The following is a 26,238-nucleotide window of genomic DNA, read 5'->3' on the forward strand; positions in this document are numbered from 1 at the left end:
TGTGGATCGACTGCGGAAACCGGACTCCCGGAACCCCGACCTCACGGAACACGCCGCCGCTGCGGTGCCGACGGTCGCCGGACGTCCCCGCGATCGGCGCCAGACGGTCCCACGAGTCGACGACGAGGGGGACGCCCCGCCCGCGTGAGCAGACCCCGTCGTACGCGGCGCGCGTGGCACACCGCCGTCCGACCGCACCGGCCGGACGCAGACCCCCGCCCGGGTGGACCGGGAGGGGCCCCGCCGAGGGGGAAGGATCCTTCGTGACAGACACCATCGACGCCGCGGCGACCACCGGTGCCATCTCCGCGATGCGCCTGCCGGAGCTGCAGGCGCTCGCCTCGCAGCTCGGCGTCAAGGGCACGAGCAAGATGCGCAAGGGCGACCTCGTGCAGGCGATCTCCGCCGCACGGTCCGGCGACCGCCCCGCCGAGCGCGTCCAGGCCACCGCGCCCGCGACCGAGACGCGCGCGACCACGCGCCGCGCCGGGACGGCGCCGGCCGAGGCCGGCACCGACACCGACACCACCGACACCACCGTCGCCGACGCGCCCGCGACGGCCCGCGCCCCGCGGCGCGAGCGCGCCACCCGCGCCGAGCGCGTGCGCGCCGAGCGTCCCGAGGCCGCGGCCACGGCCGGCGACGAGGCGGGCCCGCAGGCGGACGCCCCGCAGACCCGGGCGCCCCGCACGCCGGCCCCGCAGAACGACGACGCCGCCGTCGAGCGCAGCGACCGGGACGCGCTGGCGGGCCTCGAGGCCGCGCTGGACGCCCGGATGGGCGCCGGCTCCGACGAGCGCGACGACCGCGGCGCGCGCGGTGCCGAGAACGGCGGGCGCCGGTCGCGCCGCGCCGCGCGGGACGCGGGTGCGCCGGTCGAGGTCGCCCCGCGCGAGGAGCAGGGCGACCGTGCCGCCGACGGCCGCCGCGGCGACCGCCAGCAGCCCGTGCGCGACGCGCAGCCCGCGCAGCAGGACCGCGGCGAGCGGCCCGGCCGCGACGCGCGCGAGGACCGCCAGGACGAGGGCGACGAGCGCGGCGGCCGCCGCCGCCGCTCGCGGGACCGCTACCGCGACCGTGACCGCAAGCGCGGCCGCGGCCGCGGCCAGGGCGAGCTCGGCGGCATCGACGAGGTCGAGCTCGACGAGGACGACGTCCTGCTGCCCGTCGCGGGCGTGCTCGACGTGCTGGAGTCGTACGCGTTCGTCCGCACGTCCGGCTACCTGCCGGGCGCCGGTGACGTCTACGTGTCGCTGAACCAGGTGAAGAAGTACGGCCTGCGCCGCGGCGACGCGGTCACCGGGGCCGTGCGCCAGCCGCGTGAGGGCGACCCGCAGCCGCAGGGCAACCGCCCGAACAAGTTCAACGCGCTCGTCCGCCTCGACACCGTCAACGGCATGAGCCCGGAGGAGGCGCGCCAGCGCCCCGAGTTCACCAAGCTCACGCCGCTCTACCCGCAGGAGCGCCTGCGGCTGGAGACCGAGCCGGGCCGTCTGACGCCGCGCGTCATCGACATCGTCGCCCCGATCGGCAAGGGCCAGCGCGGCCTCATCGTCGCGCCGCCGAAGGCCGGCAAGACGATCGTCATGCAGCAGATCGCGAACGCGATCACCGCGAACAACCCCGAGGTCCACCTCATGGTCGTGCTCGTCGACGAGCGCCCCGAGGAGGTCACGGACATGCAGCGGACGGTCAAGGGCGAGGTCATCGCCTCGACGTTCGACCGCCCCGCGTCGGACCACACGATCGTGGCCGAGCTCGCCATCGAGCGCGCGAAGCGCCTGGTCGAGCTGGGCCAGGACGTCGTCGTGCTGCTCGACTCCCTGACCCGGCTGTCGCGCGCCTACAACCTGGCCGCGCCGGCGTCGGGCCGCATCCTGTCGGGCGGCGTCGACGCCTCCGCCCTGTACCCGCCGAAGCGGTTCTTCGGTGCCGCCCGCAACATCGAGAACGGCGGTTCCCTGACGATCCTCGCCTCGGCCCTGGTGGAGACCGGGTCGAAGATGGACGAGGTCATCTTCGAGGAGTTCAAGGGCACCGGGAACATGGAGCTGCGCCTGTCGCGCCAGCTCGCCGACAAGCGCATCTTCCCGGCGGTCGACGTCAACGCCTCGGGCACCCGCCGCGAGGAGGTGCTCATGAGCAGCGACGAGCTGAAGATCGTCTACAAGCTCCGTCGTGTGCTCGGCGCGCTCGACCAGCAGCAGGCCATCGAGCTCCTGCTCGGCAAGCTGCGGGAGACGAAGTCGAACGTCGAGTTCCTGCTCCAGGTGCAGAAGACGACGCCGGGCACCAACGGCCACGCGCTCGAGGAGGGCGTCGGCAAGGTCGTCTGACCCCTCGCGCACGGCCCCGACGGGAAGATTCCGGGGCCGTGCCGCGTTCTGGCACAATGGTCCGCTGGTCTGCGGTTCACCGGCGCGAACGGCGCGTCCGGACCCGGAGACACCCCCCGCTAGGAGAGAACCGTGAAGTCTGGCATCCACCCGGAGTACGTCGTCACCGAGGTCACCTGCACCTGCGGCAACACGTTCACCACCAAGTCGACCGTCGCCGACGGCAAGATCCACGCCGACGTCTGCAGCGCCTGCCACCCGTTCTACACGGGCAAGCAGAAGATCCTGGACACCGGCGGCCGCGTGGCCCGCTTCGAGGCCCGCTACGGCAAGAAGTCCGGCAAGTAGCTCCTCCGCCCAGCGCCGGTGCACGGCGCGGACGACGGCCCTCCATGGTCGTGCCCGCGCCGATGCACCGGCGCTGCGTCGTTCCCGGCCGTCCGCGGCCGGCCGCCACCGCACGCCACCCAGGAGACCCGTGACCCACGACGGCACCCCGCCGGCCCTCGCCCCGCTGCTCGCGGAGCACGCGGACATCGAGGCGCAGCTCGCCGACCCCGCGGTGCACGCCGACGCCGGGCGGGCCCGCCGCCTCGGCCGCCGGTACGCCGAGCTGGGGCCGGTCGTCCAGGCGTACCGGACGTGGCGGAGCGCGCAGGACGACGCGCAGGCGGCCGCCGAGCTGGCGGCCGAGGACGCGTCGTTCGCCGCCGAGGTGCCCGCCCTGCGCACGGCGGCGGACGAGGCCGCGGAGCGGCTGCGCCGCGTGCTCGTGCCGCGCGACCCGGACGACGGGCGCGACGTCATCCTCGAGATCAAGGCGGGGGAGGGCGGCGAGGAGTCCGCGCTGTTCGCGGGCGACCTGCTGCGGATGTACTCGCGCTACGCCGAGCGCATGGGCTGGAGCGTCCAGGTGCTCGAGGCCACCGAGTCCGACCTCGGCGGGTACAAGGACGTGCAGGTGGCCGTGAAGGCCCGCACGGCCGGTGCCCCGGAGGACGGGGTGTGGGCGCACCTGAAGTACGAGGGCGGCGTGCACCGCGTGCAGCGGGTGCCCGTCACGGAGTCGCAGGGCCGGATCCACACGTCCGCCGCCGGCGTCATGGTCTTCCCGGAGGCCGACGACGAGGGCGAGGTGGCGATCGACCAGAACGACCTGCGCATCGACGTCTACCGCTCGTCCGGTCCCGGCGGGCAGTCCGTGAACACGACGGACTCCGCCGTGCGGATCACGCACCTGCCCACGGGCATCGTCGTGTCGATGCAGAACGAGAAGTCCCAGCTTCAGAACCGCGAGCAGGCGATGCGCGTGCTGCGGGCGCGCCTGCTGGCGGCCCGCCAGGAGGAGGCGGCGGCCGCCGCGAGCGAGGCCCGCCGCTCGCAGGTGCGCACGGTCGACCGCTCCGAGCGCATCCGGACGTACAACTTCCCGGAGAACCGCATCGCCGACCACCGGACCGGGTACAAGGCGTACAACCTCGACCAGGTGCTCGACGGCGACCTCGGGCCCGTCGTCGCGTCCGCCGTGCAGGCGGACGAGGCGGCGCGCCTGGCGGCGGCGGGCGCGTGAGCGCGGCCGGGGCGCCGGGCGGCGCGACGGACGGCGTGACGCTGCGCGCCTACGTCGACGGGGCGGCGCGGGTCCTGGCGGAGGCCGGTGTCGGCTCGCCCCGGCACGACGCGCTCGCGCTGGCCGCCCACGCGCTCGGCCGCGAGCGGGTCGACCTCGTGCTGCCGCCGGCGCTGCCCCACGGGTTCGGCGCCGCGTTCGCGGCCCTCGTGGAGCGGCGGCGCCGGCGCGAGCCGCTCCAGCACATCACCGGGCGCACGACGTTCCGCTGGCTGACGCTGCACGTGGAGCCCGGGGTGTTCGTCCCCCGGCCGGAGACGGAGACGGTCGCCCAGCCCGCGGTGGACGAGGCGCGTCGCGTGCTCGCCGCCGGCCGCACCCCGGTCGTCGTCGACCTGTGCACGGGCACGGGGGCGATCGCGCTGGCGGTGGCGACGGAGGTACCGGGTGCCCGCGTCGTGGCGGTCGACCTCTCGCCCGCGGCGGTGGCGCTGACGCGGCGCAACGCCGCGGCCGTCGGCGCCGACGACGTCCGCGTGGAGCAGGCGGACGTGCAGGACCCCGCCCTGCTCGCCGACCTCGCGGGCGCCGTGGACGTGGTCGTGTCGAACCCTCCCTACATCCCCCCGGACGCGGTGCCGACGGACCCCGAGGTCCGCGACCACGACCCGGACCTCGCGCTGTACGGCGGCGGCGCCGACGGCCTCGACGTGCCGCGCGCGGTGCTCGCCGCGGCCGCCCGCCTGCTGGCCCCGGGCGGTCTGCTCGTCATGGAGCACGCGGAGGTGCAGGACGCACTCGCGCGGGCCGCCGCCGCCGCGACCGGCGCCTTCACGGAGGTCGGCACCGCCGCCGACCTCACCGGCCGCCCCCGGACCCTCGTGGCCCGGCGAGTCGTCCGGGCGGGCGTGGGAGACTCGCCCGCGTGAGTCTCATCCGCATCAAGGACGCGACCGACCCGGGCACCTGGGGCCCCGCCCTCGACGAGGCGGTGAACGCGATCGGCCGCGGCCAGCTCGTCGTCCTGCCCACCGACACGGTCTACGGCATCGCGGCGGACGCGTTCACGCCCCGCGCCGTCCAGTCGCTGCTCGAGGCCAAGGGGCGCGGGCGGCAGATGCCCCCGCCCGTCCTCATGCCCGACGTGCGCACGCTCGACGGCCTCGCCACCGACGTGCCGGACGGCGTGCGTGCGCTCGCTGACGCGTTCTGGCCCGGCGGGCTCACCGTGATCGTGCGCGCGCAGCCGTCGCTCGCCTGGGACCTGGGGGAGACGCACGGCACGGTCGCGCTGCGCGTGCCCGACCACCGTGTCGCCCTCGCGCTGCTGCGCCGCACGGGGCCGCTCGCGGTCTCGAGCGCGAACCGCACGGGGCGGCCGGCGGCCACGACCGCGCAGGAGGCGTACCGCCAGCTCGGGGCGCACGTGCCCGTGTTCCTCGACGGCGGCCAGGCGCCCGGCGGCGTGGCGTCCACGATCGTCGACGCCACCGGCGACGTGCTGCGGGTCGTGCGCCTGGGCGCGATCGACCTGGCCGCGCTGGCCGCGGTCGCCCCCGTGATGGCACCGCCCCCGGCCCCGCCGGCGGGCGGCGACGCGCCCGCCCCCACGGACGCACCGGAGGGCCGGGACGAGTCGGCTCCCGAGGGCGGGACCGGCGACGCCACCGACGGCACCCCGGAGGCCCCGGCCCCGTGAGGGTGTACCTGCTCGTCCTGCTGATCGCGGCGGTCGTCACGTACCTGCTGACGCCGCTGGCCCGCTGGTGCGCCCTGCGCTGGGGTGCGATCACGGCGGTGCGCGACCGGGACGTGCACGCGATCCCGACGCCGCGCCTGGGCGGCATGGCGATGTTCGGGGGGCTGCTCGTCGCGGTGCTCATCGCGAGCCGGCTGCCGTTCCTGTCGGGCCTGTTCGACAACCCCCGGCCGGTCATCGGCATCGTCGGCGGGGCCGCGCTCGTGTGCGCGCTGGGCGTGGCCGACGACATCTGGGACCTCGACTGGCTCACCAAGCTCATGGGGCAGGTGCTCGCCGCCGGCTTCATGGCCTGGCAGGGCGTGCTGCTCTACCAGCTGCCGATCGCTGGGGTGCTCGTCGGCTCGACGCGCACGTGGGTGTTCGTCACGGTGGTCTCGGTCGTGGTCGCCATGAACGCCGTGAACTTCGTCGACGGGCTCGACGGCCTCGCGGCCGGCGTGCTCGCGATCGGCGGCGCCGCGTTCTTCCTCTACGCCTACCTCCTCACGCGCGGCACGAGCCAGGGCGACTACTCGAGCCTCGCCGCGCTCGTGCTCGCCGTGCTCGTGGGGGTGTGCGTGGGCTTCCTGCCGCACAACGCCTACCCCGCGCGCATCTTCATGGGCGACTCCGGGTCGATGCTGCTCGGCTTCGTCATGGCCGCGGCCGCGATCGTCGTGACCGGGCAGATCGACCCGAAGGCAGTGGTCGACCGCGTGCAGTTCCCCGCCTACGTGCCGATCCTGCTGCCCGTCGCCGTGCTCGTCCTGCCCCTGCTCGACATGGGGCTGGCCATCGTGCGGCGCCTGCTCAAGGGCAAGAGCCCCTTCCACCCCGACCGTCTGCACCTGCACCACCGGCTGCTGGCCCTCGGGCACAGCCACCGCCGCGCGGTCCTCATCATGTACGTCTGGACGGCCGTGCTGGCGTTCGGCGTCGCCTCCCTGGCGGTGTGGTCGACGACGACCGTGCTCGTCGCGACCGGCGCCGGCGTGCTCGTCGCCACCCTGCTCACACTCGGCCCGCTGCGCGGGCGCACCCCGACCCCCGTGGAGGCATCCCCGTGACGACCGACCCGACCGGACCCGTCGAGCCGGCCGACCAGCCCGTCCGCCCCGCCCAGGAGGCCGCGCGGGCCGTGTTCCGCCGCGCCCTGCGCGACACCGTCGTGCTCCTCGTCGCCCTGGCCGTGCTGGGCGTCGGCGTCGGCGCCCTCGTCGCCGGCCTGCCCGGTGTCTGGGGCGCGCTCATCGGCGTCGCGCTGGCGCTCGTGTTCTCGGGCACGACGGTCGTGGCGATGATCCGCACGATCGACTCCTCGCCGAACACGATGGCCGCGGTCGTCATGGGCACCTGGCTCGCGAAGGTGCTCGTCGTCATCGTCGTGCTCGCGCTGATCCGGGACATGGACTTCTACCACCGCGGCGTGCTCGCGGCGGTGCTCGCGCTGGGCGTCGTCGGCTCCGCGGTGCTCGACTTCCGGGCCGTGAACGGGGGCCGCGTGCCCTACGTCGAGCCCGGCGCGACGGGGCGATGAGCGTCACCCGGGCGGGTGGGACAGGGCGTCCTGAACCCCTCGGGTGATGGGTTAGGCTTCACTCCATCCACGACGGCCAGGTGTCACCGGTGTGCCCGCGACGAGGCGGCACCGTGCATCACGACCACAGGAGACCGCTCTGTCCAGCATCGCGACGACCATGCCGCTCGCCGCGGAAGAGGGCGGGTTCCACGCCCCGACCATCGCGGACTTCTTCCCTCACCCGGTCCTGTTCGAGGGCACCTTCGCCGAGTTCAACCGCATGCAGCTCGTCCGCATCATCGCGGCGGTCGTGCTCGTGGTCCTCATGGTGGTGGCGGCCCGCCGGGCGAAGCTGGTGCCGAGCCGCGGGCAGAACGTCGCCGAGCTGCTGCTCGACTTCGTGCGGGTCAACGTCGCCGAGGACATCATCGGCAAGGAGAAGGCGCACAAGTACGTCGCCCTCCTGACCACCATCTTCTTCGCGATCCTCGCGTTCAACATCACGGGCATCATCCCGGGCCTCAACATCGCCGGGACCTCGCTGATCGGCCTGCCGGTCATGCTCGCGCTGTGGGTGTACGTCATGTACCTCGGCGCCGGCATCCGCCACCACGGGCTGGGCGGGTTCCTGAAGACGAGCCTGTTCCCCCCGGGCGTCCCGCCGTTCCTCTACGTGCTGCTGACGCCGGTCGAGTTCCTCACCGTCTTCATCCTGCGGCCGGCGACGCTGGCCATCCGACTCATGGCGAACATGGTCGCCGGGCACCTCATGCTGGTGCTCTGCTTCTCCGCCACGGACTTCTTCGTCCGCTCGATGTCCGGCATGACCGTGTTCGCGGTCCCCAGCCTGCTCGGCGGGTTCGCCATCACGCTCTTCGAGGTCTTCGTCGCCGCGCTGCAGGCGTACATCTTCGTGGTCCTCACCGCCGTCTACATCAGCCTGTCCATCGCGGACGAGCACTGACACCACCACCGACCACCGCCCGGCTCGCGCCCGGCGGTCCCACGAGCCCTCGGCCGACCGGCCGGGGACCCAACGGAAGGAACGAGCCACCGTGGCAGACACCAGCATGATCCTCGCCGCCGCCGACGCCGTCTCCGGGAACATCGCGACCGTCGGCTACGGCCTCGCGGTGCTCGGCCCGGGTATCGGTCTGGGCATCCTCATCGGCAAGACCGTCGAGGGCATCGCGCGCCAGCCCGAGGTCGCCGGCCAGCTGCGCACCACCATGTTCATCGGTATCGGCTTCGTCGAGGTCCTCGGCCTCCTCGGCCTCATCACGGGCTTCCTCTTCACGTGAGCACGGCCGCGTACGCGGCCGTCGTGACGGCCGCCGAGGGAGAGGCCCCGAGCGGGATCCAGCTGCTGATCCCGGCCGGGTACGACATCTTCTGGTCGATCGTCGTCCTCGTCGGCATCGCCGTGCCGTTCTACCGGTACGTCCTGCCGAAGTTCCAGGCCGTGCTGGACGAGCGCACGCGCCGCATCGAGGGCGGCATCGCCCAGGCGGAGACGGCGCAGGCCGAGGCCGCCGCGGCCCTGGCGGAGAACCAGCAGCTGCTGGCGGACGCCCGCGCCGAGGCCGCACGCATCCGCGAGGAGGCGCGCGCCGAGGGCGGTCAGATCAAGGCCGAGGCACGCACCGCCGCGCAGGAGGAGGCCGCGCGCATCCTCGAGAACGCGCAGCGGCAGATCGAGGCCGAGCGTCAGCAGGCGGCGGTCTCGCTGCGCAGCGACGTGGGCACGCTCGCCACCGAGCTCGCGTCGAAGATCGTCGGCGAGTCGCTCGAGGACGAGGCGCGCCGGTCGCGCGTCGTCGACCGGTTCCTCGACGAGCTCGAGGCCAGCACGGCGACGAGCGCAGGCAAGGGGAGCTGATGCGCGGGACGAGCAGGGCCGCGCTGCAGGCGGCCGAGGACCGGTTCGTGCCGGTCCTGCAGGCCGCCGGCACGCAGGCCCGCACCCTCGGCGGCGAGCTGTTCCAGCTCGTCGACGCCCTCGACTCGTCGGGGTCGCTGCGCCGGACCCTCGCGGACCCGTCGCTCGAGGCCGACGCCAAGGCGGCGCTCGCCGCGCGGCTGCTCGGCGGGGCCGACGCCCGGACGGTCGAGGTGGTCCAGGTGCTCGTCCGGGCGCGCTGGTCGGCCGACGACGACCTGACCGACGCGGTCGAGCGGCTCGCCTTCCTGGCGGTGCTGCACGCGGCGCAGTCCGAGGGCGTGCTCGGCACGGTCGAGGAGGAGCTGTTCACGGTCGTGCGGTCCCTCGCGGGGCAGCGCGAGCTGCGCCGGGGCCTGATCGACCCGGCGTACCCGGCGCAGGCGCGGGGGAAGCTCGCGGAGGACCTGCTCGGCGGTGCCGGCACCGCGGTGACGCATGCGCTCGTCCGTCGGGCCGCCGTGGCGCCCCGGGGCCGGCAGTTCGTCACGACGCTGCAGCACGTCGGCGACCTCGTCGCCGAGATGCGCAGCCGCGAGGTCGCCACGGTGACCACGGCCGCGCCCCTGTCGGCCGTGCAGCGGGAGCGGCTGACCGACCTCGTGGGACGTGCCCTGGGCCGTGCGGTCCAGCTCAACGTCGTCGTCGACCGCGACGTGGTCGGCGGCCTGCGCGTGCAGGCCGGGCCCGACGTCATCGACGCGACCGTCCTCGCCCGACTCGCCGACGCCCGCCGGCAGCTGGTCGGCTGACATCCACGCCGGAGCACCGGCCCACGACACACCGCACGCGCGCCGCGTGCGTCAGATGAGGAGAACGTCATGGCAGAGCTGACGATCCGGCCGGAGGACATCCGCGCCGCGCTGGACAGCTTCGTGAAGTCGTACGAGCCGACGGGTGCTGCGGCCGAGGAGGTCGGACGCGTCTCGTTCGCCGCCGACGGCATCGCCCGCGTCGAGGGCCTGCCCGGTGCGATGGCCAACGAGCTGCTGAAGTTCGAGGACGGCACGCTCGGCCTGGCGCTCAACCTCGACGTCCGGGAGATCGGCGTCGTCGTGCTCGGTGAGTTCACGGGGATCGAGGAGGGCCAGGAGGTCCGCCGCACGGGTGAGGTCCTGTCAGTCGCCGTCGGCGACGGCTACCTCGGCCGGGTCGTCGACCCGCTGGGTGCCCCGATCGACGGCCTCGGCGCCATCGAGACCGAGGGCCGCCGCGCCCTCGAGCTCCAGGCCCCCGGCGTCATGGCCCGCAAGTCGGTCCACGAGCCGCTGCAGACCGGCATCAAGGCCATCGACTCGATGATCCCGATCGGCCGTGGCCAGCGTCAGCTGATCATCGGCGACCGCCAGACCGGCAAGACGGCGATCGCGATCGACACGATCATCAACCAGAAGGCGAACTGGGAGTCGGGCGACCCGACCAAGCAGGTGCGCTGCATCTACGTCGCCATCGGCCAGAAGGGCTCGACGATCGCCTCGGTGCGCAGCGCGCTCGAGGAGGCCGGCGCCCTGGAGTACACGACGATCGTCGCGGCTCCCGCGTCCGACCCGGCCGGCTTCAAGTACCTCGCGCCGTACACCGGCTCGGCCATCGGCCAGCACTGGATGTACAACGGCAAGCACGTCCTCATCGTGTTCGACGACCTGTCGAAGCAGGCCGAGGCCTACCGCGCCGTGTCGCTCCTGCTGCGCCGCCCGCCGGGCCGCGAGGCGTACCCCGGCGACGTCTTCTACCTGCACTCCCGCCTGCTCGAGCGCTGCGCCAAGCTCTCGGACGAGCTGGGCGGCGGCTCGATGACCGGTCTGCCGTTCATCGAGACGAAGGCGAACGACGTCTCGGCGTACATCCCGACGAACGTCATCTCCATCACCGACGGGCAGATCTTCCTGCAGTCCGACCTGTTCAACGCCGACCAGCGCCCCGCGGTCGACGTCGGCATCTCGGTCTCCCGCGTCGGCGGTGCCGCGCAGGTCAAGGCCATGAAGTCGGTCTCCGGCACGCTGAAGCTGGACCTCGCGCAGTACCGCTCGCTCGAGGCGTTCGCGATGTTCGCGTCCGACCTCGACGCGGCCTCGCGGGCTCAGCTGACGCGTGGCGCCCGCCTCATGGAGCTGCTCAAGCAGGGCCAGTACCAGCCGTTCCCGGTCGAGGACCAGGTGGCGTCGATCTGGGCCGGCACCAAGGGCAAGCTCGACGACGTGCCGGTGGAGGACGTGCGCCGGTTCGAGTCCGAGATGCTGGAGCACCTGCGCCGCAACACCGACGTGCTGACCACGATCGCCTCGAGCGGCAAGCTCGAGGACGCGACCGTCGAGGCCCTCGAGAAGGCGATCGACGAGTTCCGGCTCGGCTTCCTCACCGCGGACGGCTCGCCGCTCGTCGGCGAGGCCGAGGACGACGCGGACGTGGACGTCGAGCAGGAGCAGATCGTCCGCCAGAAGCGAGGCTGAGCGTGGCGGGTACGCAGCGGGTCTACAAGGCGCGCATCCGGAGCACGCAGTCGCTCAAGAAGATGTTCCGCGCCCAGGAGCTCATCGCGGCCTCGCGCATCGGCAAGGCGCGCGACCGGGTGGCCATGGCGACGCCGTACTCCCGCGCCATCACGCGCGCGGTGTCGGCGGTCGCCACCCACTCGGACGTGTCGCACCCGTTCCTCGTCCAGCGCGAGGACACCCAGCGCGTCGCGGTGCTGCTCATCGCGTCGGACCGCGGCATGGCGGGCGCCTACTCGGCGAGCGTCATCCGCGAGACGGAGCGTCTCGTGCAGCGTCTGGAGTCGGAGGGCAAGCAGGTCGCGCTCTACGTCTCCGGCCGTCGTGCGATCGCCTACTACACGTTCCGCCAGCGTGAGCTGGCGGGGCAGTGGGCGGGCTTCTCCGACGCGCCGACCCCCGAGGTCGCGGACGAGATCGCGGACGCCCTGCTCGCCGCGTTCCAGGCGGAGCCGCAGGACGGCGGCGTGGGCGAGGTCCACCTCGTCTTCACGCGGTTCGTCAACATGGTGACGCAGCGCCCGACCGTCGTCCGGATGCTGCCGCTCGAGGTCGTCGAGGGCGTCGCACCGGCCGGTGAGAACGACGCGCTGCCGCTGTACGAGTTCGAGCCCAGCCCGGAGGAGGTGCTGGACGCGCTGCTGCCGCGCTACGTGCGCACGCGCATCTACGCCAACCTGCTCCAGGCGGCGGCGTCCGAGCTCGCGGCACGGCAGCGTGCCATGCACACCGCGACGGACAACGCCGAGGACCTCATCCGCACCTACACGCGCCTCGCCAACCAGGCGCGCCAGGGCGAGATCACGCAGGAGATCAGCGAGATCGTCTCCGGCGCCGACGCGCTCGCGTCGGCCTGAGCGACCGCCGACCCCACCCGACCGCACACCGATTCCATCCGGGCGACGGACCCGTCCGGACGAGCGAAGCGAGGCAGACATGACCGCCACCACCGTCGACGCGACGGCCGCGAACGCCGGCACGCCCGGCGTCGGCCGGGTCGCGCGGGTCATCGGGCCCGTCGTGGACATCGAGTTCCCGCCGGACCAGATCCCCGACATCTACAACGCGCTGCAGGTCGACATCGACCTGTCGGCGCAGGGTGAGGGCGAGGGCGCCTTCACGATGACCCTCGAGGTCGAGCAGCACCTGGGCGACTCGCTCGTGCGCGCCATCGCCCTCAAGCCGACCGACGGCCTCGTGCGCGGCGCCACGGTGCGCGACACCGGTGCGCCGATCTCGGTGCCCGTCGGCGACGTCACCAAGGGCAAGGTCTTCAACGTCATCGGCGAGGTGCTCAACCTCCCCGAGGGCGAGAAGCTCGAGATCACCGAGCGCTGGCCGATCCACCGCAAGCCCCCGGCCTTCGACCAGCTCGAGTCGAAGACGCAGATGTTCGAGACGGGCATCAAGGTCATCGACCTGCTGACCCCGTACGTCCAGGGCGGCAAGATCGGTCTCTTCGGCGGTGCGGGCGTCGGCAAGACCGTCCTCATCCAGGAGATGATCCAGCGCGTCGCGCAGAACCACGGCGGTGTGTCGGTGTTCGCCGGCGTCGGCGAGCGCACGCGTGAGGGCAACGACCTCATCGTCGAGATGGAGGAGGCGGGCGTCTTCGACAAGACCGCCCTCGTCTTCGGCCAGATGGACGAGCCGCCGGGCACGCGTCTGCGCGTCGCCCTGTCCGCGCTGACGATGGCGGAGTACTTCCGCGACGTGCAGAAGCAGGACGTGCTGCTCTTCATCGACAACATCTTCCGGTTCACGCAGGCCGGGTCCGAGGTGTCGACGCTGCTCGGCCGCATGCCCTCCGCGGTGGGCTACCAGCCGAACCTCGCCGACGAGATGGGCCTCCTCCAGGAGCGCATCACCTCGACGCGCGGCCACTCGATCACCTCGCTGCAGGCGATCTACGTGCCCGCGGACGACTACACCGACCCCGCGCCGGCGACGACGTTCGCCCACCTCGACGCGACGACGGAGCTCTCCCGCGAGATCGCGTCGCGCGGTCTGTACCCCGCGGTGGACCCGCTCGCCTCGTCCTCGCGCATCCTCGACCCCCGCTACGTGGGCCAGGAGCACTACGACGTCGCCACGCGCGTGAAGTCGATCCTGCAGCGCAACAAGGAGCTGCAGGACATCATCGCGATCCTCGGCGTCGACGAGCTCTCCGAGGAGGACAAGACGGTGGTGGCGCGTGCGCGCCGCATCCAGCAGTTCCTCTCGCAGAACACGTACATGGCCGAGAAGTTCACGGGCGTCGTCGGTTCGACGGTGCCGGTGGCCGAGACGGTCGAGGCGTTCAAGAAGATCGCGGACGGCGAGTTCGACCACATCGCCGAGCAGGCGTTCTTCAACATCGGTGGCCTCGAGGACCTCGAGCGCAACTGGGCCCGCATCCAGAAGGAGTACGGCGTCTGACGCCTGACGGCGCACGACGACGGACTCACGAGAAGGAGGCACGGTGGCACAGCTCGAGGTGGACCTCGTGGCGGCGGACGGCAAGATCTGGTCCGGCGCCGCACGGCAGGTGTCCGCACCCGCGGCCGACGGCGACATCGGCATCCTCGCCGGGCACACGCCGATCCTGTCGGTGCTGCGGCCCGGTCCGGTGCGCGTGACGCCGGCCGACGGCGGTGCGGCGCTGCAGTGGTACGTCGACGGCGGGTTCCTGTCCGTCGACTCCGACCAGGTGACGGTGGTCGTCGACGCGGTGACCGAGGGGTCGGCCGCGCCGACGGGCCACTGACGCAGGCGACGGACGGGAGGGCGGCGTGAGCGGTGCGGCATGGGCCGTGGTCGTGGGCGCCGCCCTCCTGCTCGTCCTCGTGGCGGTGCTGTGGGCCTCGCGGACGGCGGCCCTCGGGCGTCGCGTCGGCTCGTTCGGCTGCCTCGTGGGCGACGGGCCGGACGGCCCGTGGGCCCGCGGGGTCGCCCAGTACGGGGCGACGTGCCTGTACTGGTGGCGGCGTGCCTCGCTGCTGCCGCGGCCGGCGCAGGTCTGGACGCGCGCCGGCATCACCGTGCTCGAGCGGCACGTGCTCGAGGGCGAGGGCGCGTCCGCCGGCGTCGTCGTGCGCTGCCGGGTGACGCCCGAGCGGCAGGGGACCGCGCGCGAGGTGCACCTGCGGATGTCCCCCGAGGCCTACGCCGGCTTCACGTCGTGGATCGAGGCGACGCCGTCCCGGGTCGGCACGGTCATCTGACCGGCCGGTGACCGGCACGGGTCCACGCGCCGGTCCGCACCATCTCCCGCCCCACCCGAAGGACGAGTGACACCGCCATGCGTCTGGTCGTCGCCGACTGCGCCGCCCGCTACACCGGCCGCCTCTCGGCCCATCTGCCGCGTGCGACGCGGCTCCTGGTCGTCAAGGCGGACGGCTCGGTGCTGCTGCACTCCGACGGCGGCTCGTACAAGCCGCTCAACTGGATGAGCCCGCCGTGCGCGATGGCGGTGGGGGAGCCGGACGCCGACCAGGCGGCCGCGGGTGTCACGCAGGTGTGGACCGTGCAGCACACCAAGTCCGACGACCGGCTCGTCGTCGAGCTGTACGACGTCCACCACGACTCGTCGCACGAGCTGGGCGTCGACCCGGGCCTGGTGAAGGACGGGGTGGAGGCGCACCTGCAGGAGCTGCTGGCCGCGCAGATCGCGCTGCTCGGGTCGGGGCACGTGCTGGTCCGCCGCGAGTACCCGACGGCGATCGGACCGGTCGACATCCTGGCGAAGGCGCCGGACGGCGGCACGGTCGCGGTCGAGATCAAGCGCCGCGGGGACATCGACGGGGTGGAGCAGCTCACGCGGTACCTCGAGCTGCTCAACCGGGACCCCCTGCTGGCGCCCGTGCGCGGCGTGTTCGCCGCGCAGGAGATCAAGCCGCAGGCGCGCGTGCTGGCGACGGACCGGGGCATCGCGTGCCTCGTGCTCGACTACGACGCGATGCGCGGGGTCGACGACGTCGACTCGCGGCTGTTCTGACCCGGTCGCGCTCGGGGTTCCCCACGACGTCGGCGTGCTCGTCGTCGTCGTTCACTTGAACATGTTCAACTGAACGTGTTCAATCGCCGCATGACCCGCCGCACCGCGCTGGAGACCCGCGAGCTCATCCGCACCACGGCGCTGCGGCTGTTCGCCGAGCGCGGCTACGACGCCACCACCATGCGGCTCGTGGCGCAGGAGGCGGGCGTCGCCGTCGGCAACGCCTACCACCACGCGGCGTCCAAGGACGCGCTGGTGCAGGAGCTCTACCTCGAGGTGAACCGGGCCCACGTCGAGCTCGCACGCACGCGGCTCCGCCCGGGCGACCTGGGGGAGCGGCTGCGCACGACGTGGCACGCGGCGCTCGACGTGTTCGGCCCGTACCACCGGTTCGGGGCGGAGTCGATCGGTGCCGCGGTGCGCCCCGGGTCGCCGGCCAGCCCGTTCTCGCCGGCGTCCGCCCCCAGCGCGGACCTCGCGCGCGATCTGCTCCGGGAGGTCGTGACGGGGGCGACCCCCGCCGTGCCGGCCGACCTGCGCGACGACCTCGTCCAGGCGCTGTGGCTCGCCCACCTCGGCGTCACGGCTGCGTGGGTGCACGACGACTCGCCCGACGCCCGCCGCACGCGCGAGCTCGTCGACGCGGCCGCGCCGCTCGTCGCGCGGCTCGTGCGCCTCGCGCGGCTGCCGGTGGCCCGCGGGCTGGTGCAGGACCTCCTCGCGCTCGTGCGGCGGATCGGTCCCGCGACGCCCGTCGCGGGGGAGCCGAGGTGAGCGCCCCGCTCACGCCGGCCGCCGTCGCCGGCGTGCAGGCCGCGGTGGCGCTCGGCGCGGTCGTCGTCCTGCCGCTGGGGCTGCGGCTGCTCGCCGACGCGCGGCTCGTCCCGGTGCCCGTGCCCCGGTCACCGCTGTGGCCGGTGGCGGGCGCGTCGGCCGCCGTCGCGCTGCTGCTGCCCCGCGGCGCGGTCGCCGTCGTGGTGGCCCTCCCGTTCGCGGTCGCGGGCGCGGTGCTCCTGGCGGCGTCGGCCCGTGCGCTCGTCGCGCTGCTGCGGTCGCGTGCCGCCGGCGGCTCGCTGCCGGCGGCGCTCTGCGCGGCCGTCGCACCGGGGACGGTGGCGGTGGGTGCGCTCGCGCTCGTGGCCGACCGTGCGGGGTGGTCGGTGCTCGGCTTCGAGGGGGACATCCTGCTGCTGACGGTGCCGCACATGCTCTTCGCCGGGTTCGGGGCGTGCCTCGTCGCCGGCCTCTGCGCCGCGGCGGAGGGCGCGGCGCCGTCGCGGCTCGCCCGGGTCGGGGCGCTCGGCGTGGCCGGCGGCGTGCTGGCGGTGCTCGGCGGGTACCTGGTCTCGGACGAGGCGGAGCTGGTGGGCACGGTCGTGCTGACCGCGGGGCTGTGGTGCGCGACGGCCGCGGCCTGGCGTGCGGCGCGGCGGACGTCCGCGCCCGCGGCCGCGCGCTGGTCGGCCCTGGCGGCCGCCGGTGCCGTCGTCGCGATGCTGCTCGCGCTGTGGTGGGCCGTCGGCGAGGTGACCGACCTGCCGCACCCCGACCTGTCGTGGATGGTCGCGACCCACGGCGCCCTCAACGCGCTGACGGTGGTCCTCGCCTCGGTCGTGGCCCTGCGCCTGCGCGCCGGCGGCGGGGGGACGAGGGTGGCACCGGGGCAGGAGGCCGGGGCGGGGTCCGCCCGCCGGCGGACGAGGGACGGGGAGGCGGGGACGTGGACGACGACGCGCTGACGTACGAGCCGGTGGGGGTGACGCGTGCACGCGCGCGCGACGGCGACACCTGGCGGCGCGCGGGGGTGGACGAGCGCTACCGCGTGATGGTGGCGCGGCACCGGGTCGCCCGGCGTGCCCGCGAGGAGGACCGCGCCGCGCTCGCCGAGGACGTGGTGACGTGGCGGCTGCACCGCGCGGCCGGGGTCCGCATCGAGGCCGACGGACCGGCGGTCGAGGGGGCGCACGTCGTCTCCCTGCTCGGCGCAGGCCCGCTCGTCCTGCGGGGCCCGTGCCGGGTGCTCTGGGCGGACCACGAGGGCTTCGGCTACGGCTCGCTGCGGGGGCACCCCGTGGCGGGCGAGGAGTCGTTCCGGGTGACGCGCGACGACACGGGCGACGTCTGGCTCGAGGTCGAGGCGTACAGCCGCCCGGCGATCGCGCTCACGCGGGTCGCCGGTCCCCTCGTGCCCGTGGCCCAGCGCCTGTACGTCGCGAACCTGGCCCGCGCGGCCCGCCTGCTGCACGCCCGGCGCGCCCGTGCGGGCGCCGCCGACGGCGGCTCTGCCACCATGACCGGGTGACCGGTCCCGCACCCACCCGTCCGCACCGTCCCGCCGACGCCGCCGGCCCCGAACGGCGCCGGGACGTCGGGGGCGGGGAACCGGACGGCGGGCCGGTGCCGGCCGTCCTGCGGGGGCGCGTCGTCACCCCGGCCGGCGTCGTCGAGGACGGCGCGGTGGTCGTCGAGGGGGACCGGATCGCGTGGGTCGGCCCCGCGGACGAGGTGCCGGGCGGGCACGGTGCGGCGGCGGCCGCCACGGGTCGCACGATCCTGCCGGGGCTCGTCGACCTGCACTGCCACGGCGGCGGCGGGGCCGGCTTCCCCGACGCCCAGGACCTGGACGACGTGCGGCGCGCCGCCGACGAGCACCTGCGGCACGGCACCACGACGCTCGTGGCCTCGCTCGTCACGGCGCCGCCCGAGGTCCTCCTGGCGCGCACGGCCCTGCTCGCGGACGCGGCCGACGCCGGCGTCGTCGCCGGTGTCCACCTCGAGGGACCGTTCCTGTCGGCCGCCCGCTGCGGCGCGCAGAACCCGGGCGACATGCTGCCGGGCGACCCGGACCTGGTCCGCGCGGTGGCCGCCGCCGCACGCGGCCACCTGGTGACGATGACGGTGGCCCCCGAGGTCCCGGGCGTCGCCGACGCCGACCCCGACGGGGAGGACGTCGTGCGTGCCCTCGTCGCCGCCGGGGCCGTGCCGTCCGTCGGTCACACGGACGCGTCCGCGGAGGCGACCGAGGCCGCGCTGGACCGCGTCTTCGACCTGCTCGCGACCGCCCCCGGTGCGCGCGCGACCCGTCCCACCGCGACGCACCTGTTCAACGGCATGCGCCCGCTGCACCACCGTGACCCCGGCCCGGTCGCGGCGTGCCTGGCCGCCGCGGCCGCGGGCCGGCTCGTCGTCGAGCTCGTCGCGGACGGCACGCACCTGGCACCCGCGACCGTGCGGACCGTCACGGAGCTCGTCGGCGCGGACGCGGTCGCGCTCGTCACGGACGCGATGGCGGCGGCGGGCATGCCCGACGGCGACTACCGCCTCGGGCCGCTCGCGGTGTCCGTGGTCGACGGCGTCGCGCGGACCGTCGGCGACGACGGCGAGCCGGGGGCGATCGCCGGCGGCGTCGCGCACCTGCTGGACGTCGTGCGGCACGTCGTCGGCGCCGGCGTGCCGCTCGCGGCGGCCGTGCGGGCCGCGGCGACGACGCCCGCGACCGTGCTCGGGCGCGCCGACGTCGGCGCCCTCGTCCCGGGGCGCCGCGCCGATCTCGTCGTGACGACGGACGACCTGCGTCCCGTGGCGGTGGCCCGGGCGGGGCGCTGGGTGGCGGGCGCGCCCGACGCGGCCTGAGCGCCGGTCAGTCGAGGCGCACGGCGGCGAGCCGCCCGGGGCCGTCGAGGACGACGCGGAGGTCGAGCACGTCCGGCAGCGGACCGGGGACGGGCACCGTGACGCGCCGCCAGTCGTAGCGGCCGCCACCCTCGGGCACGTCGGCCCGCGCCAGCTCCCGCCCGGAGGTGTCGTCCAGCAGCGTCACGGCGGCCGGGCCGGGCCGGGTGCGGGCCACCTCCGCGGTCAGCGTGGTGGCACCGGCGACGTCGCACGCGCGCAGGACGAGGGCGCCCGCGGCGCTGCCCCGCCGCGGCTGCACGGCGTCCCCGGCGTCCCGCGTGCGGTCCGTGAGCGCGAGGCCGTGGCGGGCGTCGGCGTCGGCGGCGCGGACGTCCCGGCCCACGACCCGGCGCGGGGGCACCGCCGGTCCGGTCACGTCGACCGCCACGCGCAGCGGCAGCTCGGCCGACGAGGGTCCGACGCCCAGCACGTACGTGCCCGGCTCGACGACCCACCGGTCCCGGGTGACGTCCCACACCGCGAGCTCGCGGACCGGCACCCGCAGCGTCACGTCGGCGGACTCGCCCGGACGCAGCGCGACGCGCTCGTGCGCGACCAGCCGGTGCGGGAAGGGCAGCCGGTGCGCGGGGGCGTCGGCGTGCACCTGGACGAGCTCGTGCGCCGTGCGGCGGCCGTCGTTCGCGACGGTGACGCGCACCTCGACGACGGGCTCCCCGTCCCGGACCGGTCCGCCCGGCCCCCGACCGAGGTCGAGCCCCGTCACGTCGTGGCTCGCCGGGCCCGCGGTCGCGGTCACGTACCGCACGTCGCCGTACGTGAGCCCGTGCCCCAGCGCGTACCGGGGCGGGCGGGGGGAGTACCAGTCGGTGGTCCGCGCGCCGACGACGTCGTAGTCGAGCAGGTCACCGGGCTGCTCGGCGTCGGCGGGCCACGACTGCGCCAGGCGTCCCGTGGGCTCGACGTCGCCCACGAGCACGTCGGTCAGGCCCGGGCCGAGCTCCTGGCCGCCGTGGGAGGACCAGACGACGGCGGAGGCGGCGTCCACCTCGGGCGGCAGGACGTACGGGTAGGACGATACGACGAGCAGCACCGCGCGGGGGTTGGCGTCGGCGGCCGCCCGCCACAGGGCGCGCTGGCTCGCGGGCAGGCCGAGGTGCGGGCGGTCCTCGGTCTCGCGGCCGTGCAGGTGCGGGTCGTTCCCGGCGGTGACGACGACGACGTCGGCGTCGGCGGCGACGCGCGCGACCTCGACCTCGCCGGACCGGACGAGCCGGACCGCGAAGCGCTCCGCCGTGCCCGGGCCCTGCGCCTCCGCGACGAGGGTGCCCGCCTCGTCGTGCTGCACGCGCACCCAGCGGCCCGAGCCGACGTGCTGCAGCGACCACGTGCCGTCGTCGTGCCGGTGCGCCCGGAACGACTCCTGCGCGACCCACCCGCCGACGCGGGTGGCGTCGGCGCGGAGCACCCAGCCGCCGCCGCTCCACAGCCGGTCGCGGCCGACGTCACGCAGCGTGAGCAGTCCCTCGCCCCAGTCCACGACGTCGACGAGCGCGTCGTCGGCCGCGCCGCCGTCCGCCACCAGGGTGCCGTCGGGGAGCGGCCGCACCCAGCCGCCGGTGCTCGTGCTCGTGAGCGCCACGCGCGTGGCGCCGTCGGCGACCGCGACCCGGTCGGCGCCGAGACGGTCGGCGAGGGCGGTGCCGAGGCCGGTGAGGTAGGGCGGCGTCCCCGAGTACCAGTCGTGCAGGACGCGGTCGGCGTGCGGGCCGACGACCGCGACCGAGGCCCCGGGCACCAGGGGCAGCACGCCGTCGTTCTCGAGCACGACGACCGAGCGCGCGACCGCCTCCCGCGCGAGCGCCCGGTGCGCGGGCAGGTCGATCGCGTCCGGGCCGACCACCCACGGGTCGCGGTCCGGGTCGAGCTCTCCCGTGCGGATGCGCAGCTCGAGCTGCCGGAGCACGGCGCGGTCCACCTCGGCCTGCGTGAGCAGGCCGGCGTCGAGCGCGGCGGTGAGCCGCTCGACCGTCGGCCGCGCGTCGGCGTCGTTGTCGGTGAACGAGTCCACCCCGGCGCGGACCATGGCCGCGTGCGAGGCGACGTGGTCGTCGAAGTACCGCTCGAACGTCACGAGGTTGCCCGGCGCCGCGGCGTCGGACACGACGAGCAGCGGCAGGTCGGTCCACGAGCGCAGCTCGTCGAGCAGCTCGCGCGCGACGTGGTTCGGCCGGCCGTTGACGAGGTTGTACGACGGCATGACGGCGCCGACGACGCCGGCCTCGACCGGGCCGCGGAACGCGGGCAGCTCGTACTCGCGCAGGACGCGCGGCGGGACGTCCATGCTGACGACGGCGCGGTCGGTCTCGGCGTTGTACGCGAGGAAGTGCTTGAGGGTGGGGACGGTGCGCCAGTAGACGGGGTGGTCGCCGCGCAGCCCGCGCGCGTACGCCGTCGCGAGCCACGCGGTGACGTGCGGGTCGCTCGAGAAGCCCTCCTCGTTGCGGCCCCACGCGGGGTGCCGCAGCGGGTCGACGACCGGGGCCCAGACGTTGAGCGACACGCTCGGGTCGGCGGCGTGCTTCGCCCGCAGCTCGGTGCCGACGACGGCGCCGACGCGCTCGACGAGGTCGGCGTCCCAGGTGGCCGCGAGCCCGACCGGCTGGGGGAACGCGGTGGCGTTCCCGAGCCAGGCGACGCCGTGCAGCACCTCCGCGCCGGTGTGGAACGCGGCGAGCCCGAGGCGCTCGACGGCCGGTGCGTGCTGGTGCAGGAGGGCGACCTTCTCCTCCCGGGTCAGCCGCGCGAGCAGCGCGCGTGCGCGCTCGGCCACCGGGCGGTCGGCGTCGAGCCACGGCCGGTCCGCGGTGCGGTCCTCGGTGCGCTGCTCCGTGCGGTCCTCGGTGCGGTCTGCCGTGCGGACGTCGTCGGCCACGTCGCTCCCAGCGTCGTCGGTGGGGTGCCGTCGGCGGGTCGCCGCCGGCCAGGGGCGCGAAGCGCGCCCGTTGATCGAACCGGTTCGACTACGTGAGCGCGCACGTGCGCCACGAAACCCGAACCACGACCGGCCATCGTGGTGCATCTGCCCGGTGCTGACAAGTTCCCGCCGTGTCTTGCCTCACAGCGATCCGGTGTCCTAGATTGCCGGACGTCGAACCGCTTCGACTGTCCTTCCGCCCGCTGCGCGGCGCCGGGAGGGCGGAGCGGGACGCCGGCGGGTCACCGAGGACCCCGGGCGTCCGGGCGGGTCGGGCGAGAGCAGGACCGCGCGCCGGTCGGGCCGGCGCGGCGAGGCACACCGAGCACGTCCACATCCACGAGGGAGTGAAGGACGCTGATGAACACCACCACGACCACCCGGCGCGTCGGCGACGTGCCGGTCCGCCGCCGCTCGTTCCTCGGCATGGTCGCCGCCGGCGCCGCCGTGGCCGGCGTCCCGTCCCTGCTGACCGCGTGCGGGTCCGGCGGTGCGGGCACCGCCACCACGCCGGGCGCGACCGCGTCGGCCGACGTCCTGCCGACGTACGTCCCCGTGGACTACGTGGAGCCCGACTACCCGAGCGTGAACGGCTCGACGCCGGGCTACGAGACGATCCCGACCGAGCTCGTGCAGTCCGTGCCGGAGGCCCCGGGCAGCGGCACCACGTTCACGGCGATGACGCCGCTGTGGGGCACCATCCCGCCGACCAAGGGCAACCAGTACTACGAGGCCGTCAACGGGCTGCTCGGCTCGACCATCGAGTTCCAGATCACCGACGGCAACACCTACGGCGACAAGCTCGCCACCGTGCTCGCGTCCGCGCGCGACGTCCCCGACTGGGTGACCGTGCCGACGTGGAACATCCCGCCGCGCTTCGGCTCCGAGATCGTGCCCAACCTCTTCCAGGACCTCTCCGACCACCTCGGCGGGGACAAGGCGAAGGACTATCCCAACCTCGCGAACATCCCGACGGACGTGTGGCGGTTCTGCACGTTCAACGGCCGCCTCTACGGCCTGCCGTTCCCCGGCGAGGTCATCACCGACGCGATCTTCTACCGCAAGGACGTCCTCGACGAGCTCGGCATCACGCCCGACGTGCAGGACGGCCAGGACCTGCTGGACCTCGCCAAGGAGCTCACGGGCGGCAACCGCTGGGGCGCCGAGGACCTGTGGAACACCGCGGCGATCATCCACGCGGTCCCGCCGCGGTGGAAGCTCGACGGCGACAAGCTCGTGCACCGCGTCGAGACCGAGGAGTACCGCGCGGCGCTGGAGTGGAACGCGGCCCTGTTCGCGAGCGGCGCGGTGCACCCCGACGCGGTCGCCGACCAGGCGGGCGACGCGAAGACCCGCTTCCAGTCCGGCCAGTCGCTCATCATGAACGACGGCGTCGGCGCGTGGCACGAGGCCCTGCGCGACAACCTCGGCAGCAACCCGGCGTACTGGCAGCAGCCGTTCGCGCCGTTCGCCGCCGACGGCGGCACCCCGGTGCTGTGGAAGGGCCAGCCGGCGAACATCTTCTCGTTCCTCAAGAAGACGGACGACGAGGACCGCATCCGCGAGCTCCTCGCGCTCGCGAACGTGCTGGCAGCGCCCTTCGGCACCACCGAGTTCGACGTGGTCAACAACGGCGTCGAGGGCGTGCACTACACGCGAGGCGCCGACGGCCTGCCGGTCCCCACGCCGCTGGCGGCGACCGAGCTCCAGCCCACGTACGTGTTCCTCGTCAGCCCGCCGCTGGCGAACACCCGGGTGCAGTACCCGGGCTACGTCCAGACGTCCTCGGAGTGGCAGCAGCAGGCGGCGGAGTACCTCACCGAGCCCCTGTTCTACGCGCAGCAGATCGTGGAGCCCGCGCAGTACGCGGCGATCGGCCAGCCGTTCGTGGACCTGGAGAAGGACATCTCGCGCGGCCGCAAGTCGATGAAGGACCTCGACCAGGCCGTCGAGACCTGGCGGGCGTCGGGGGGTGAGGAGCTGCGCTCCTTCTACCAGGAGATCCTGGACGCGCAGTGATGAGCCTCGGCCAGACCCTGCGCAACCGCCGGGACGCGACGCCGTCGCCGGACCCCGTCGCCGAGGGGGCGGGCGCGCCCGCCCCCTCGCGGCGGGGCCGCCCCCCGGTGCGCAAGCTCTCCCTCCGCACGCGGCTGCGCCGCGACGGCGCGCTGCTCCTCATGGTGCTGCCCGCCGTCGCCCTGCTCGTGGTGTTCGCCTACGTCCCGATGCTCGGCAACGTCATCGCGTGGCAGAGCTACTCGCCCTACACGGGCTTCGTCGACAGCCCGTTCGTGGGCTGGGCGAACTTCGTGCGGGTGTTCTCCAACCCGCTGTTCCTCGACGCGGTGCAGAACACGCTGGTCATCACGGCGTTCCAGCTGGTGTTCTTCTTCCCCGTCCCGATCGTGCTCGCGCTGCTGCTCAACAGCATCGTGACGCCGCGGGTCCGCACGACGATCCAGTCCATCGTCTACCTGCCCCACTTCTTCTCGTGGGTGCTGGTCGTCACGGTGTTCCAGCAGATCTTCGGCGGCGCGGGGCTGATCAACCAGACGCTGCGCGAGGCGGGGCTCGGGTCGGGCTTCGACCTCATGACGAACCCCGACACGTTCCTCGTGCTCCTCACGATGCAGTCGGTCTGGAAGGACGCGGGCTGGGGGATCATCATCTTCCTCGCCGCGCTGTCGACCGTGCCGCCCGAGCAGTACGAGGCCGCGGCCGTCGACGGCGCCAACCGGTGGCGGCGCATGTGGCACGTGACGCTGCCCGCGCTGCGGCCGGTCATCATCCTGCTGCTCATCCTGCGCCTGGGCGACGCCCTGACGGTCGGGTTCGAGCAGCTGATCCTGCAGCGCGGGGCCGTCGGCGCGGACGTCGCCGAGGTCATCGACACCTACGTCTACTACCAGGGCGTCATCTACGGGGACTGGAGCTTCGCGGCCGCCGCGGGCCTGGTCAAGGGCGTCGTCAGCCTGCTGCTGGTGCTCGGCGCCAACAAGCTGGCCCACGTGTTCGGCGAGTCGGGGGTGTACCGGAAGTCATGAGCGAGCAGACCGGACAGGGCGGTCCCCACATCGGCACGACGGTGGTCGCGGTGCCCACCGACGTCGCGTCGGCGCGCACCCCGCGCCGGCGCCGGTCCAAGCACCGGGCGGCCTGGGAGGAGCCGCCGAGCGTCGCCGGGCAGACCGTCAAGGTCGTCGTCCTGGCGGCGGTCGTCCTGGCGATCGTGTTCCCGCTGTGGACGGTCGTCATCACGAGCCTGTCGACGCAGGCGGAGACGATCCGCGCCGGCGGCCTCGTCGTCGTGCCGGGCGAGCTGACCCTCGGCGCCTACACGCAGATCCTCTCGGGCGGCATCGTCACCCGGGCGGCGCTGGTGAGCACCGGCATCACGGCGGTCGGCACGGTCATCTCGACCGTCGTGTCGGTGCTCGCGGCGTTCGGCCTCTCACGGCCGTCGTCGCTGTGGCACCGCCCGATCCTCTTCGTCTTCCTCATCACGATGTTCTTCGGCGCGGGCATGATCCCGACGTACCTGCTGGTGAGCTCGCTGGGGCTCATCGACTCGTACTGGGCGCTGATCCTGCCCGGCGCCGTCTCGGCCTTCAACGTGCTGATCCTGCGCAACTTCTTCATGGGCATCGACCAGGGGATCCTCGACGCGGCGCGCATCGACGGCGCCGGCGACTGGCGCATCCTCGGCCGCATCGTGCTGCCGATGTCGAAGGCCGTGACGGCGGTCGTGGCGCTGTTCTACGGGGTCGGGTACTGGAACGCGTTCTTCAACGCGATCCTCTACATCAACGACAACGCGAAGTGGCCGCTGCAGCTGGTGCTGCGCTCGTACGTGCTGCAGGGCGTCACCCTGCCCGGCAGCGGCGTCGGCCAGGTCGACGTGGCGTCGGGGCAGGTGACCGGCCTGCCCGTGCAGATGGCGGTGGTCGTGCTCGCGATCGTGCCGATCCTGCTGGTCTACCCGTTCGTGCAGCGCCACTTCACCAAGGGCGTCATCACGGGCGCGATCAAGGGCTGACGCCGTGCTCGACGGC

Annotated in this window: 25 protein-coding genes; 24 read left to right on the forward strand and 1 reads right to left on the reverse strand. The window is 74.3% G+C overall.

Features of this window, described 5'->3' with window-relative positions:
• Positions 1 to 263 precede the first annotated feature (263 nt).
• The 21 genes from rho (at position 264) to FB586_RS08730 (ending at position 19,206) form a co-directional block, all read left to right on the forward strand.
• Positions 264 to 2,336: a transcription termination factor Rho gene (rho, locus tag FB586_RS08630; RefSeq protein ID WP_136518870.1), complete on the forward strand. Its 2,073-nt coding sequence runs from the start codon at positions 264 to 266 to the stop codon at positions 2,334 to 2,336.
• 132 nt (positions 2,337 to 2,468) lie between these two features.
• Positions 2,469 to 2,684, forward strand: a complete 216-nt coding sequence (gene rpmE / locus FB586_RS08635) for a 50S ribosomal protein L31 (protein ID WP_136518871.1) — start codon at positions 2,469 to 2,471, stop codon at positions 2,682 to 2,684.
• A 130-nt stretch (positions 2,685 to 2,814) separates the two neighbouring features.
• Positions 2,815 to 3,906: a peptide chain release factor 1 gene (prfA, locus tag FB586_RS08640; protein WP_246036644.1), complete on the forward strand. Its 1,092-nt coding sequence runs from the start codon at positions 2,815 to 2,817 to the stop codon at positions 3,904 to 3,906.
• Positions 3,903 to 4,835 (forward strand): peptide chain release factor N(5)-glutamine methyltransferase, encoded by a 933-nt coding sequence (gene prmC / locus FB586_RS08645; RefSeq protein ID WP_136518873.1) that lies wholly within the window; start codon positions 3,903 to 3,905, stop codon positions 4,833 to 4,835. The genes prfA and prmC overlap by 4 nt, the downstream gene beginning before the upstream one ends.
• A complete protein-coding gene (locus FB586_RS08650) occupies positions 4,832 to 5,605 on the forward strand; it encodes an L-threonylcarbamoyladenylate synthase (RefSeq protein ID WP_136518874.1) in 774 nt (257 codons plus the stop codon). Before prmC ends, FB586_RS08650 begins: the two co-directional genes overlap by 4 nt.
• A complete protein-coding gene (locus tag FB586_RS08655; RefSeq protein WP_136518875.1) occupies positions 5,602 to 6,714 on the forward strand; it encodes an MraY family glycosyltransferase in 1,113 nt (370 codons plus the stop codon). Before FB586_RS08650 ends, FB586_RS08655 begins: the two co-directional genes overlap by 4 nt.
• A complete protein-coding gene (locus tag FB586_RS08660) occupies positions 6,711 to 7,184 on the forward strand; it encodes a Cg1360 family ATP-synthase-associated protein (protein WP_306419154.1) in 474 nt (157 codons plus the stop codon). The genes FB586_RS08655 and FB586_RS08660 overlap by 4 nt, the downstream gene beginning before the upstream one ends.
• A gap of 160 nt (positions 7,185 to 7,344) precedes the next feature.
• A complete protein-coding gene (gene atpB, locus FB586_RS08665; protein WP_136518876.1) occupies positions 7,345 to 8,130 on the forward strand; it encodes a F0F1 ATP synthase subunit A in 786 nt (261 codons plus the stop codon).
• 106 nt (positions 8,131 to 8,236) lie between these two features.
• Positions 8,237 to 8,467, forward strand: coding sequence for an ATP synthase F0 subunit C (gene atpE / locus FB586_RS08670; RefSeq protein WP_089803054.1), 231 nt, complete (start codon positions 8,237 to 8,239; stop codon positions 8,465 to 8,467).
• The gene (locus tag FB586_RS08675; protein WP_136518877.1) at positions 8,464 to 9,045 is read left to right on the forward strand and encodes a F0F1 ATP synthase subunit B; all 582 of its coding nucleotides are present in this window, start codon (positions 8,464 to 8,466) and stop codon (positions 9,043 to 9,045) included. Before atpE ends, FB586_RS08675 begins: the two co-directional genes overlap by 4 nt.
• Entirely contained in the window at positions 9,045 to 9,857 is an 813-nt protein-coding gene (locus FB586_RS08680; RefSeq protein WP_136518878.1) for a F0F1 ATP synthase subunit delta, read from the forward strand. The genes FB586_RS08675 and FB586_RS08680 overlap by 1 nt, the downstream gene beginning before the upstream one ends.
• A gap of 69 nt (positions 9,858 to 9,926) precedes the next feature.
• A complete protein-coding gene (atpA, locus tag FB586_RS08685) occupies positions 9,927 to 11,555 on the forward strand; it encodes a F0F1 ATP synthase subunit alpha (protein ID WP_136518879.1) in 1,629 nt (542 codons plus the stop codon).
• Positions 11,556 to 11,557: 2 nt separating this feature from the next.
• The gene (locus FB586_RS08690; RefSeq protein WP_136518880.1) at positions 11,558 to 12,454 is read left to right on the forward strand and encodes a F0F1 ATP synthase subunit gamma; all 897 of its coding nucleotides are present in this window, start codon (positions 11,558 to 11,560) and stop codon (positions 12,452 to 12,454) included.
• Positions 12,455 to 12,533: 79 nt separating this feature from the next.
• Positions 12,534 to 14,015 (forward strand): F0F1 ATP synthase subunit beta, encoded by a 1,482-nt coding sequence (atpD, locus tag FB586_RS08695; RefSeq protein WP_136518881.1) that lies wholly within the window; start codon positions 12,534 to 12,536, stop codon positions 14,013 to 14,015.
• Between the two features lie 43 nt (positions 14,016 to 14,058).
• Entirely contained in the window at positions 14,059 to 14,343 is a 285-nt protein-coding gene (locus FB586_RS08700; RefSeq protein WP_136518882.1) for a F0F1 ATP synthase subunit epsilon, read from the forward strand.
• 25 nt (positions 14,344 to 14,368) lie between these two features.
• A complete protein-coding gene (locus tag FB586_RS08705; RefSeq protein ID WP_136518883.1) occupies positions 14,369 to 14,800 on the forward strand; it encodes a DUF2550 family protein in 432 nt (143 codons plus the stop codon).
• A gap of 77 nt (positions 14,801 to 14,877) precedes the next feature.
• Positions 14,878 to 15,573 carry an endonuclease NucS gene (gene nucS, locus FB586_RS08710; RefSeq protein ID WP_136518884.1) on the forward strand — a complete coding sequence of 232 codons (696 nt, stop codon included), beginning with the start codon at positions 14,878 to 14,880 and terminating at the stop codon, positions 15,571 to 15,573.
• Between the two features lie 90 nt (positions 15,574 to 15,663).
• Positions 15,664 to 16,347, forward strand: coding sequence for a TetR/AcrR family transcriptional regulator (locus FB586_RS08715; protein ID WP_136518885.1), 684 nt, complete (start codon positions 15,664 to 15,666; stop codon positions 16,345 to 16,347).
• On the forward strand, positions 16,344 to 17,312 hold the full coding sequence (locus FB586_RS08720; RefSeq protein WP_222928319.1) for a YndJ family protein: 969 nt from the start codon (positions 16,344 to 16,346) through the stop codon (positions 17,310 to 17,312). Before FB586_RS08715 ends, FB586_RS08720 begins: the two co-directional genes overlap by 4 nt.
• Positions 17,294 to 17,875 carry a DUF1990 domain-containing protein gene (locus FB586_RS08725; protein WP_222928320.1) on the forward strand — a complete coding sequence of 194 codons (582 nt, stop codon included), beginning with the start codon at positions 17,294 to 17,296 and terminating at the stop codon, positions 17,873 to 17,875. Before FB586_RS08720 ends, FB586_RS08725 begins: the two co-directional genes overlap by 19 nt.
• 95 nt (positions 17,876 to 17,970) lie before the next feature.
• Positions 17,971 to 19,206, forward strand: coding sequence for an N-acetylglucosamine-6-phosphate deacetylase (locus tag FB586_RS08730; RefSeq protein WP_136518989.1), 1,236 nt, complete (start codon positions 17,971 to 17,973; stop codon positions 19,204 to 19,206).
• A gap of 7 nt (positions 19,207 to 19,213) precedes the next feature.
• On the opposite strand, the gene FB586_RS08735 is transcribed toward FB586_RS08730, so the two are convergent.
• Positions 19,214 to 22,141 carry a beta-glucosidase family protein gene (locus FB586_RS08735; protein WP_306419155.1) on the reverse strand — a complete coding sequence of 976 codons (2,928 nt, stop codon included), beginning with the start codon at positions 22,139 to 22,141 and terminating at the stop codon, positions 19,214 to 19,216.
• Positions 22,142 to 22,543: 402 nt separating this feature from the next.
• Here FB586_RS08735 and FB586_RS08740 point away from each other — a divergent pair, with 402 nt between their 5' ends.
• Genes FB586_RS08740 through FB586_RS08750 form a run of 3 tightly spaced genes read left to right on the forward strand, consistent with a single transcriptional unit; the run spans position 22,544 to position 26,222 of the window.
• Positions 22,544 to 24,202 (forward strand): extracellular solute-binding protein, encoded by a 1,659-nt coding sequence (locus tag FB586_RS08740; RefSeq protein WP_136518887.1) that lies wholly within the window; start codon positions 22,544 to 22,546, stop codon positions 24,200 to 24,202.
• Positions 24,202 to 25,230 (forward strand): ABC transporter permease, encoded by a 1,029-nt coding sequence (locus tag FB586_RS08745; RefSeq protein ID WP_136518888.1) that lies wholly within the window; start codon positions 24,202 to 24,204, stop codon positions 25,228 to 25,230. The genes FB586_RS08740 and FB586_RS08745 overlap by 1 nt, the downstream gene beginning before the upstream one ends.
• A complete protein-coding gene (locus FB586_RS08750; RefSeq protein WP_136518889.1) occupies positions 25,227 to 26,222 on the forward strand; it encodes a carbohydrate ABC transporter permease in 996 nt (331 codons plus the stop codon). The genes FB586_RS08745 and FB586_RS08750 overlap by 4 nt, the downstream gene beginning before the upstream one ends.
• Positions 26,223 to 26,238 lie beyond the last annotated feature (16 nt).

Source organism: Cellulomonas telluris, assembly GCF_004886325.1.
Classification (GTDB): Bacteria; Actinomycetota; Actinomycetes; order Actinomycetales; family Cellulomonadaceae; genus Cellulomonas; species Cellulomonas telluris.

Excerpts from the sequence above, each read along its gene's own strand:
- atpB (WP_136518876.1), top strand. The coding sequence starts at position 7,345 with ATGCCGCTCGCCGCGGAAGAGGGCGGGTTCCACGCCCCGACCATCGCG.
- atpE (WP_089803054.1), top strand. The coding sequence starts at position 8,237 with ATGATCCTCGCCGCCGCCGACGCCGTCTCCGGGAACATCGCGACCGTC.
- FB586_RS08680 (WP_136518878.1), top strand. The coding sequence starts at position 9,045 with ATGCGCGGGACGAGCAGGGCCGCGCTGCAGGCGGCCGAGGACCGGTTC.
- atpA (WP_136518879.1), top strand. The coding sequence starts at position 9,927 with ATGGCAGAGCTGACGATCCGGCCGGAGGACATCCGCGCCGCGCTGGAC.
- atpD (WP_136518881.1), top strand. The coding sequence starts at position 12,534 with ATGACCGCCACCACCGTCGACGCGACGGCCGCGAACGCCGGCACGCCC.
- nucS (WP_136518884.1), top strand. The coding sequence starts at position 14,878 with ATGCGTCTGGTCGTCGCCGACTGCGCCGCCCGCTACACCGGCCGCCTC.
- FB586_RS08715 (WP_136518885.1), top strand. The coding sequence starts at position 15,664 with ATGACCCGCCGCACCGCGCTGGAGACCCGCGAGCTCATCCGCACCACG.
- FB586_RS08740 (WP_136518887.1), top strand. The coding sequence starts at position 22,544 with ATGAACACCACCACGACCACCCGGCGCGTCGGCGACGTGCCGGTCCGC.
- FB586_RS08745 (WP_136518888.1), top strand. The coding sequence starts at position 24,202 with ATGAGCCTCGGCCAGACCCTGCGCAACCGCCGGGACGCGACGCCGTCG.
- FB586_RS08750 (WP_136518889.1), top strand. The coding sequence starts at position 25,227 with ATGAGCGAGCAGACCGGACAGGGCGGTCCCCACATCGGCACGACGGTG.